The organism is Rhodococcus sp. 27YEA6, from assembly GCF_044908235.1.
GTDB classification, from domain to species: Bacteria; Actinomycetota; Actinomycetes; order Mycobacteriales; family Mycobacteriaceae; genus Rhodococcus_F; species Rhodococcus_F qingshengii.
This window is the reverse complement of record NZ_JBIYCY010000045.1, coordinates 1-9,316: the sequence shown is the minus strand read 5'-3', so window position 1 is coordinate 9,316 and position 9,316 is coordinate 1. Positions and strand designations below refer to the sequence as shown.

Sequence of the window (9,316 nt, the reverse complement as noted above, 5' to 3'; positions counted from 1 at the left end):
CGCATCGTCGGCCTCCCTGACACCCGTTCATTCGGCATGCTTCCATCCTCGTTTCCAAGGCCAGAAGTCTCCACCGAACCCAGAGCGATTCAGTGTCGAGTAGCAGGAGCGCTTGGACTCTCTCGGGAGCGAGCAAAGCCGTCCGTAGCGCGGTGTAACCGCCCTGCGACATTCCGCCGACGATTGCTGTCTCGATCTCGAGATCGTCGAGGACCGCCAGGGAGTCTCGAGCCAAATCCCAATACGTGAATGCGGCGCCGTGATCGGTTGTTCGTCCGTGCCTGCGCGAGTCCCAGGCAACCACCCTGACATTGCCGGCGAGGGCATCGATCTGCGGGGCGAACATCGACGAATCCATGAAGAATCCATGCCCGAGCAGCAGGACGGGCCCCTCTCCCCCACTGTCGGTGTAATAGATATCGGCGTCGGGCGTTCTCACGTTCGGCACGAACCCGATACTAGGGGTGACCTTTTCCGACCGGGGATTCGAGTCCGCTCACGTGCATACACGGGAGCGGTAGATTTTCAGGCTCCGTGGGAAGATCCAGGGCCTCTGCGGGGCGGCGTAGAAGGCGAGGCTTCGGCTAGTCCGGACCGCCGGTAAGTCCGTCGAACACGTCGACTATCCGTGTTCGCAGATTGGGTGAGCCCACATCAACCGAATGAAGTTGAGCCCCGCCAATGAATGTCGCGCACACCTGATCAGATAGTCGGTAGCTTGCGGGACGGTCGCTTATCTCGCCTGACTCTATGGAGCGGACAACCAATTCATCAATGCTCTTGTGCCACTTCATATATGCAGTTTTCCCGCCCGTAACGGATGGTTCGACAGTGAGAAGTAACCCAGCACGCAGGATGGGATCGGCATCGATACGGTGCGCCATCTCGCTGCAGAACCGCACCAGCTGGCGGTAGGGGGACCTATCACCAGCCTCTCCGAGAGCCACGTACTCGTCATTCACCATATCTGACCATCGTTCGATAACCTGTTGTGCCAGTTCCTCTTTGGAAGAGAAATGGAAATATATTGCACCTTTGGTCAGGTTCCCATTTTCGATGATGGTGTTGATACTTGCCGCGGCAAATCCACAAGCATCGAACTGACGTGCGGCGGCGTCGACGATTTTCTCGCGAGTAATCCCCGCCCGTTTCTGCCGTCGCCTTCCTTTGACCGCGCCCCCGACGACGGATGGGCTGGGTGAACCGAAATGACCTGGACTCATCGGCTCTGATTGGACGACGGTTTCACGCATTCCCTCTCACTTTCAGCAGTGTCTTCTCGCTACATCCTGCAGAAACAACGGAAGCATTTGCAATCTGCCTATTGTCAGCGTTAGTGCGCGATTGTGCAGATCGGAGGCCTGACTGATCCGATTCTGTCCTCGCGACCCATTCTCCGATTGCAGTCAGAATCCAACTTCTGGACACCTCTCGGTCGACGGCCACCACCGATGTCAGCGCTTCGAATGCCAGCGTGACGGCGACCGAAAAATCAGGATGCGGAGTGTCCATTGCTTCCAGTGCGATGTCGTTGGCTGCGGAGAGCGCGAGGTGCAGGGCGTCTGCTGAGATCACCGCAGGGTCTTCTACCAGCGCTGTTGTGGATTGGTATGCCGATATCCAGACCTGTGGGTCTAGCGGATGCTGTGCTGCGGCGCGGCACATACGGGCAGCTTGCTCCAGTTCGGACATGACCGGCTCGGTCAGGATGGGCGCGAGCCTGCCAGTCAACCCCCATTGCGAGTCGAGGAGATCGGCGAACCAGTGCCAGCGCATTGATTCCGGTGCGTCATCGAGAGCAAGCTCGACCGTTCCGGCAGCAAGACACATAACAGCGTCGCCGGGTGTCATGGTGTTGAGCGCGGAGGCGAATGTCGTGTTCATGAGCAGGTCCCGTCTGGGGTCTCGGGTCGAGACCGGAGATGTCTGTATATGAATGGAACGTGATGCGATTTGTAATCCGCTGTCAAGAAACGCTTTTCAGCGTCCAAGGGAGATCTTGCCGAGATGTAGTACTTCAGCCGGTGTCGGCAATGTCGATCGGGCGCAAATATCCCTGCGGTTGACTGCCACGGTTTACCTCTCGCCGCAGCTGGCCATCCGCCGGGTCGTATGTGAATGCCCTCCCGCCGGCCCCTGAGAAGAAGAGACCGCGCCGCCGCGAGGCGCGTGCGGGCGCCGATGGCGAGCGCAGCATTGCATCGTCTACATGTTGATTTGGCTTGATGGATCGATCAATCAGAGTGGGACGCAGTATGTCTCGGCTGGATTTGTGGCGGGAAATGCCGCCAGGGCCTACACCGGGGCACCGCGTACTCAGAGTGCGCAGCATGTGGCGCGGCGGGCGGAGTGGTGCCGCGCCATTCCTATGTCCCGACCGAGAACCAGACAACTGGACTCGTCCGACCCTCCGGTTGAGCGCGGCGGACGCGCGAGCGCTCGATGTCGCATCTTCCGGCAATTCCTCGTCGAGCGAGATCGGTTCCAGGTCCCGACCCGACAGGGGCTCGACAGGAGACAGTTCGTCGGATTCTTCGCGAACACCAAGGACTTCAGCGGCCGTTTCCTGTGGGCCACTCTCTTCTGTCGATGAATCGCTGTTAGCCGCTGCATCACGTGCAAGTGCGCGCCGGTAGCGGCTCAATTCGGTGACTGCCGAGTCGTATTTGATGGAAAGCCGTGCCGCGAGCTCGGAAGGAGACCAACCTTGTTCGAACGCAATGCGCACGATCTCGCGTCGCTCGCAGAGGCGTAGCGGCAACTGCTCCCCACCGAGCCGGCGGATCACGACTGCCTCGTCAACGGGAACACCTCCCCCACCGTGTCGCGGTTGAACTCGTTCCTGACTCCGCGCCTTGGGGTTGTCGATTTCGTCGTCGTCCCACCCGAGCGGCGGTACGACGCCATCCGCGCGTGATCGGTCACGAATTTCGGCATCCGGGCCCGGGTGCATGGACAGCTCGTCGTAGATGCCGGCGATCGCCTTCCATAGCTCACTGGGGATGAGGCTCTTGGTCGGCATGCCAGTGACGACGTCGATGTCGACGCCGAGACGAGCTGCCAGGAGACCGTCTCCATAGCCCATTGCGTTCAGTGCACGCAGACGTCGGTGCGCTCCCACAGCCGGCGTGAGATCGCGGCCGCGGCTGGGGTGGAAGGTGATTGAAAGGACGGCGTCGACGACACGTCGTGGTGCTGACGTCGTGGAAGTCTTGCGCAACGCCCGGATGATTTCGACGGGCAGTGATGCAAGTTGAGCGATCAGCTCGGTTGTCATTCCGGCGCACATCAGAGCGTTGACGTGGTAGCGAACGTCTGCGAGGTCGACTGATGTATCGACGTGACGGGCAGGTGTCCAAGCCTGCCCGTCACGTCCCCCTGAACCCGATTGTCGCGATGTCTGGAACCACCCGTCGTCGCGACTGGGTGTAGTAGACCGGGCGGGGATTCCGGCTGTATTCAGTCTAGCTACCGACGCTTGGCGTGCAGAGGAACGGCAGCCGCGTCGGCTGCTGGAGATTTCGGACGTGCGTTGTGGTGCTGCGGTGCTGGTGGTCATCGGAAGCTCTTTTCCGTTAGCGGCTGGTCAGGCCGCATGTACGTGTGAACAGTTCGTACTCGAGCGCACCGGGTGGTCGAGAACAGCGAATGCTCGCTGGTTGAGGCCGTTCTGGTATTTATCACTGGAATCTAAACCCGGTATGCAACGATGGTATCTACATCTTCAATAGGATGTCCAGCGATGAACGGACAATCCAGGTGAGACTGCCTTTGAACGGCTTCCAGCCGAAGGCCCTCGAAAAGGCTCGAACCGCGGCCAAGATCAGCCGTGGCGATCTCTCCCGCGCAATCGGCGTGGACCCGACCACCGTTCACAATTGGGAAACCGAACGATCGCAACCGTCGCCTGACCATCTGGCGCGTGCCGCTGAGCAACTCGGCATCCCTCTTGATCAACTGATCGTCGTGCCAGAGAAGAACAGGACGATCGCTGACCTGCGCAATCTCGCGGGAATGACCCAGAAGGATATCGCCGGCCGCACGGGCCTGAGCACCACGACGATCGGCAGGATCGAGCGCGGCGAAGGGACTCTCGCCGATCGCCACGCCACCGCACTGGGCGAGGCTCTGCATGTGGAGATCCAGACGATCCGTGCCGCGTTCATCCGAGCTCGAACCAGACCTCTCCGCCCTCTTCCCAAGACCAGCTAGCGCGCATCCCGGACCTGCGAGTTTCCTCACCCTTGATCACCCACTCGCAGCCGCTGCTGACGACGACGATCAACTGCCTGGCGTAAGCCGCTGACCGCCAGGGCTACCGCTACCGCAAGCACTGCAGCGACGACGATGAGCCGGCGGAGATCGAGGCCAGCGCCTTCCGCGCCAGGAAGAGCCAGCAAGGGCGATTCCGTTGCGGCGATGATCATGTTGTGTTCGAGAAGCCAGGCCGTGACCCTTGCCGACATGGCCGGAATGGCGCCGACGACGATCCCGAAGATCAGTGGGGCTGCCATCAGCAGGGACATCTGATCCGCGTCAGACAGTCCTGCCGCGTTCGCCGTACCTGGGGTGGGCCGCTGGGGTTCTGACTGGCTCTCGAACATGACCGATCTCCTCGTGTCGCCGGAATTGGGCTTCTACGAGTAGGAAGATCCGGTCGAGACGTCCTGTGTGACACGCGTCGGCAAACAAATTTCGGACCCTGGGCGGCGCACGTGACGGGCGGGTGATTGACACGCGTGCGGTCTTCGTCAGATGCGGGGAAGTATCACTGAAACTTCATTTTGAATCTTCAATAATTACACCCAAAGTGATATTATTGGTGCATGAAAGGTGATGATCGCTTCCTCGCGCTGGCTGACCTCGCCCAGGACCAGTGGGGCATGTTTACCTCAGCGCAGGCCGCCGAGTCGGGCGTTAGTGCGCAACACCTCAAGCGGTTGGCAGACCGATTCATCCTCACCCGCATCAGACATGGCGTGTACCGGCTGACAGGGACGCCGATTCACCCCACCGATCACGTGCGCGCCCAGTGGCTTGCACTCGACCCGACACGCTCGGCGACAGAGCGCATCGGCAGTGCCGATCCCCGCGGGGTCGCCTCTCATCGAACGGCTGCCGACTTGAGACAACTCGGCGACATCGATGCTGACATTGCAGAGTTCACCGTTCCGCGCCGGCGCAACACACGTAGCGACGGAGTCCGTTTCCACGTCGCCACACTGGACCCCACGCACTGGTCTCTACTCGACGGCCTGCCCGTCACGACGACAGCAAGGACGATCGTCGACCTCGCATCTTCTCGAACAGACGGTGGACACCTCGCTGGCGTGGTGTGGGATGCATTGCGCACCGATCAGGTCTCGCGGGGACAGTTGGAGTCCGAACTGCGCCCATTTGCGTACCTCTACGGCGCACCCCTCGGTGACGGAGCAGGGTTGATCGCCGCCCTCATCGACGATGTCGCCGCCTCGGACCTGAGGTCCGCACCGACCGATACGAGAGCCTCTCGCCAGGAGGAAGCCGCTGGCGAGGTCGGGCACGGTCCCGGCGTCCTGAATATTCTGCGTGATCCCGCCCTGCCCGCCGCACTTCGCGCGCTGCGTAAACAAGGAATCGTATAGTGGCACAACACTATCCGTCGGCAGCAGCATTTCACCGGGCACTGCTGGCGCGCCTGGGAAGCCAGGCAAAAACATCCGGTCGCACGACTGAGGAACTTCAACGCGAGTACTTCACCCAGCGGTTCCTGGCGAGGGTGTTCTCGTCACCTGATTCGCGGTGGATCCTCACCGGAGGCGGTGGGATGCTCGTTCGCATCCCTGGGGCCCGTCACAGCCAAGACGTCGATCTGCTTCATCCCGGAACAGACATCATCGGTGCCGTCGACGAACTACGAGCTCTCAGCGTCCGCCCGGACCTGGACCGGTTCACTTTCGAGATCGAGGCGAAAGGATCACTGACCGGCGTCAGTCGGGGTGCTCAATTGAAAGCAACCGTTTATCTCGGTACTACGCGCGTAGGAAACTTTCCGATCGACATTGCGATCGAACGCACCTTGATCGGACCGGTGGAGCGACTGCAGCCGCGCCCCGCCGTCGAGATCGCAGACGTCTCGACGCTGCCGGCCTTCACGGTCGTACCTATCGCTGACCAGATCGCTGACAAACTGTGCGCGATGTACGAACTTCACGGGCCTCAGAAGGTCACTCCCTCAACGCGATTCCGTGATCTCGTTGATCTGCTACTCATCATCACCTCATGCACGGTCGACGCCGAAGACACTGTGAACGCACTACGGGCCCAACAAACCCGCCGCGTGCTCACACTCCCCCACACGCTTGCATCTCCCGGGCCGAGCTGGGCCGCCGGCTATCGTGCACTCGCGTCGAAGACATCGTTGAAATCCGAGCTTCATACGCTCGACGACGCACTCGCCGAGCTCAGCCGTGCACTGTCTCCATTGCTGTCGGGGCGGAGATCCACAGGGACATGGGACCCCGCCGCGCGGCAGTGGGTGCCGGCCGAGCTCGACTGAGGTCACACCAGTTCAGGTACCTGAACAGGCTTGCGGATCGAGACGTAGGAACTGTCCGGAATCGCAAGATCGCCCACCTCGTCGGTGTCACTGCGCCAGGTCAACGAGAGCAACGAGTCTTCGATGATGTCGGGCTCGGGTTCGGTGTCGACAACGACCCACTCGTCGGTGTCCTCCATCAACAACAGATCACCCAGTGCCACGTCAGCGGCGCGAACATCCTGGACAGGTCCGTATTGGTCCTCGTGTTCGTCTCCACTGGCGAATGCATAGTCCGATTCCTCGCTTAGAGCCGCATCATCGACCGCCTCCTTGACGACGGTGAGTCTGGTTCGGGTCTGGTCGAGGTTCGACTGTTCTGTTCGGATTGCAGGATCGGCCAGTTTGTCGAGAAACGCCGCCGCAGCTGCGGGATCGTTTTTCGCGAGCGTCGGCCTGCGGTAGGTGTCGAGGTCGACGAAGTCCGCCATCGCTGGTCGCTTCGTCGGAGTTTCGGGCGCCCCCAACAGACCCAACAATGCGGTCGGCGATGCGATTCGGCGATCGGTATCGCGGTTCATCCGTGCTCGCTTGAGTACCGGGTCGAGGTCCGGTCGGTCACTGGCAAGGACCCAGTCAGCGGCGACGTAGTCGAAATAGGTCAGAGGTGCGGGTTCTGACGTTTCGTCGGAGGCGTCGATGTCCGGGAGAGATTCCGGAGGAACGATCAGCAACCGCGGGTGTCTGGTCACCGGTGGCCGGAGCCTGTCGAGGAGATCGGCGTCCGGAGTACCGTCACGGGTCTTTCGTGGATCCGGCACGCGGTAGCACTGGATTTCGAGCGGCTGATAGTTGTCGGTGACAGTGGTGCCTCGCCCGCGGCACTTGCGCGGAACGCTCGTGCCGATCGTCGGAGACTGCCACATCATGGTGGCCGCTTGAGGTGAGAGCCGTCCCATGGAGATGCGCATCGCGAAGTTGTCGCGCATGTCGCCGAGGAAGTAGATCGCGTCGGGACGCTGAGTACCGAAGACCAGATGCACTCGCGAGGTACGCGCTTTGCGTGCCATCGACGCCAGCATGGCGAGCACCGGTGGTTGTCTCGGGCCGCCTTTCGGTTTGACCGAGGTGTACCAGTCTTCGACATTGCCGCGGAATTCCGCCCACTCGTCGAGGAACACCAGCACCGGTTCGAAATCCGCTTCCGTTGCCTCGCCGGTGACGATCTTCTGGTAGCGGTACTCCATCAAGTCGCGTGCACGATGCACCATCGCAACTTGCTGCTCGATGGTCGTGGCGACCACTTGGACGTTGGGCCAGTCCTGGAAGCCGAGGAATTCGACATATTTTCCATCGAGCACCCAGATCGGCCATCCGCGGCGCGAGAAGTTGACCAACAGGTTGTGTGCCGTCACTGTCTTGCCGCTACCGGGAGGTCCGATCAGCATCAGATTCGGATCGATCGCGGGGCGCCACACCACCTCGTTGCCGTCTTCGTCGACCCCGTAGGGGATCTCCACCGAGTCGTAGCTGGCCAACAAATCGACATCCGGGTCGATGTCCGGGGCGGGCAGCCAAACGCTGTCGGGGAACGCAGCACGTTGCTCGAACGTGACCTCGTCCGTGTGATGGTTCCACTTTGCACGCCAGCGTCCGGGGAACATCGCATTGATCGCGCGTTCGACACGAGTGCGATAGCCATCAGACACGAGCTTCGATCCGATTTCGTGCCGCACCATCATGGAGGTGACTTCACCGGTCTTGGTATCGACATCAATCGCAGTCACTGTTGCGGTCGGTCCCAGCAGTTGCCCGACATAGCGTTTTGCACGCGCCACCGCTTCACTGTCAGAGGGCTCTCGTTCCGGCTCCGCTGCGGGTGTGAAGATCAACCGCCGACGGTTGGGATCGTGCTCGGCGAGCGCAAAGAACCCCCACCCCTGGTCTTCGAAAACCTCGCAAATGTCGTCGAACCATGTGTCGTCGTTCAGCGGCTGCGCCGACGTGTAATACACGGTGAGTTTTCCCGGCACGCCCGGAGTCCCTCCGCTCCACTTCGATACCGACAACACCGCCCGCGTCGCTTCCGGGATGCCCATGACGGGGCAGAGTCGTTCGATTACTTCGTCGACCTCGACATCGCGCAGTTGTTTTTTCTTCCCCGCGACTCCGGCGTACACCGCGCCTATCGACAGTCCTGCGGCCGCCGGAATGGACAAGGCGGCATACCCGAACAGCGGCGCCCCGGCGCCGACACCCACCGCCGCGCTTCCGAGACAGAAGCTGTCGCGAACCCAAGTCCGCGACCGCGCCGGCAGTGAACTTATGCGAGGGGTACGAGCGAATCTGGCGGGAGCCTTTTCCTGCGCAGGACTCGTCATCGCCGACCCCCGATCACCCGACGGCGATCGAATCCGGTCTGCATCTGCATGGCGCTCCTCCTGTGGTCGGCCAACCGCGCGCACGCGCAGTTGCCTCGAATGGTTCTTCTACTCACAGGAAGATCCCGCCAACCCGAGCTGAGTGACATCGCGGCCGAAGAAATCTCTCTCCACTTTCACTCAAGCCGGAACAGCTACGTGTAAATCCGACACCGCCCCGCATCAGATGCACCACGAGTGAGATGTTCATGGGAGGCATCCCATGGCACTCCCACGGCAACTCCCCTTCGCGGAACTCGTAGAACAACTCGCGCTCACATCAATCGTGTTCAGACTCATTGAATCTGATGTTTCTCCGCGGCATCGACCTGGGAGGAATCATTTTGGTTGAGCCGGCGGGATTCGGTGCGGCTCAAAG

The 9,316-nt window shown here is 61.1% G+C and carries 9 protein-coding genes; 3 read left to right on the top strand and 6 right to left on the bottom strand.

Features of this window, described 5'->3' with window-relative positions; translation table 11 throughout:
• The 4 genes from ABH939_RS32795 to ABH939_RS32780 form a co-directional block, all read right to left on the bottom strand.
• On the bottom strand, positions 1-448 hold a 448-nt coding region (locus ABH939_RS32795; RefSeq protein WP_404650732.1), incomplete at its 3' end, for an alpha/beta fold hydrolase.
• A 136-nt stretch (positions 449-584) separates the two neighbouring features.
• Positions 585-1,253, bottom strand: a complete 669-nt coding sequence (locus ABH939_RS32790; protein ID WP_148209135.1) for a TetR/AcrR family transcriptional regulator — start codon at positions 1,251-1,253, stop codon at positions 585-587.
• Positions 1,246-1,884 carry a hypothetical protein gene (locus tag ABH939_RS32785; protein ID WP_011331699.1) on the bottom strand — a complete coding sequence of 213 codons (639 nt, stop codon included), beginning with the start codon at positions 1,882-1,884 and terminating at the stop codon, positions 1,246-1,248. Before ABH939_RS32785 ends, ABH939_RS32790 begins: the two co-directional genes overlap by 8 nt.
• A 133-nt stretch (positions 1,885-2,017) precedes the next feature.
• Positions 2,018-3,559, bottom strand: a complete 1,542-nt coding sequence (locus tag ABH939_RS32780) for a hypothetical protein (protein WP_195791984.1) — start codon at positions 3,557-3,559, stop codon at positions 2,018-2,020.
• A gap of 200 nt (positions 3,560-3,759) precedes the next feature.
• On the opposite strand from ABH939_RS32780, the gene ABH939_RS32775 reads away from it, so the two are divergent.
• Positions 3,760-4,212: a helix-turn-helix transcriptional regulator gene (locus tag ABH939_RS32775; protein WP_041814230.1), complete on the top strand. Its 453-nt coding sequence runs from the start codon at positions 3,760-3,762 to the stop codon at positions 4,210-4,212.
• A 26-nt stretch (positions 4,213-4,238) separates the two neighbouring features.
• Here ABH939_RS32775 and ABH939_RS32770 read toward each other — a convergent pair whose 3' ends face one another.
• Positions 4,239-4,604 (bottom strand): hypothetical protein, encoded by a 366-nt coding sequence (locus ABH939_RS32770; RefSeq protein ID WP_011331702.1) that lies wholly within the window; start codon positions 4,602-4,604, stop codon positions 4,239-4,241.
• Positions 4,605-4,826: 222 nt separating this feature from the next.
• Between ABH939_RS32770 and ABH939_RS32765 the strand changes: the two genes are divergently transcribed.
• Together ABH939_RS32765 and ABH939_RS32760 are read left to right on the top strand one after the other, a co-directional pair.
• On the top strand, positions 4,827-5,624 hold the full coding sequence (locus tag ABH939_RS32765; protein WP_011331703.1) for a type IV toxin-antitoxin system AbiEi family antitoxin domain-containing protein: 798 nt from the start codon (positions 4,827-4,829) through the stop codon (positions 5,622-5,624).
• Positions 5,624-6,538 carry a nucleotidyl transferase AbiEii/AbiGii toxin family protein gene (locus tag ABH939_RS32760; RefSeq protein ID WP_011331704.1) on the top strand — a complete coding sequence of 305 codons (915 nt, stop codon included), beginning with the start codon at positions 5,624-5,626 and terminating at the stop codon, positions 6,536-6,538. The genes ABH939_RS32765 and ABH939_RS32760 overlap by 1 nt, the downstream gene beginning before the upstream one ends.
• A gap of 2 nt (positions 6,539-6,540) precedes the next feature.
• Here the strand turns inward: ABH939_RS32760 and ABH939_RS32755 are convergent, their stop codons facing one another.
• Entirely contained in the window at positions 6,541-8,898 is a 2,358-nt protein-coding gene (locus ABH939_RS32755) for an FtsK/SpoIIIE domain-containing protein (protein WP_173362653.1), read from the bottom strand.
• Positions 8,899-9,316: the final 418 nt, after the last annotated feature.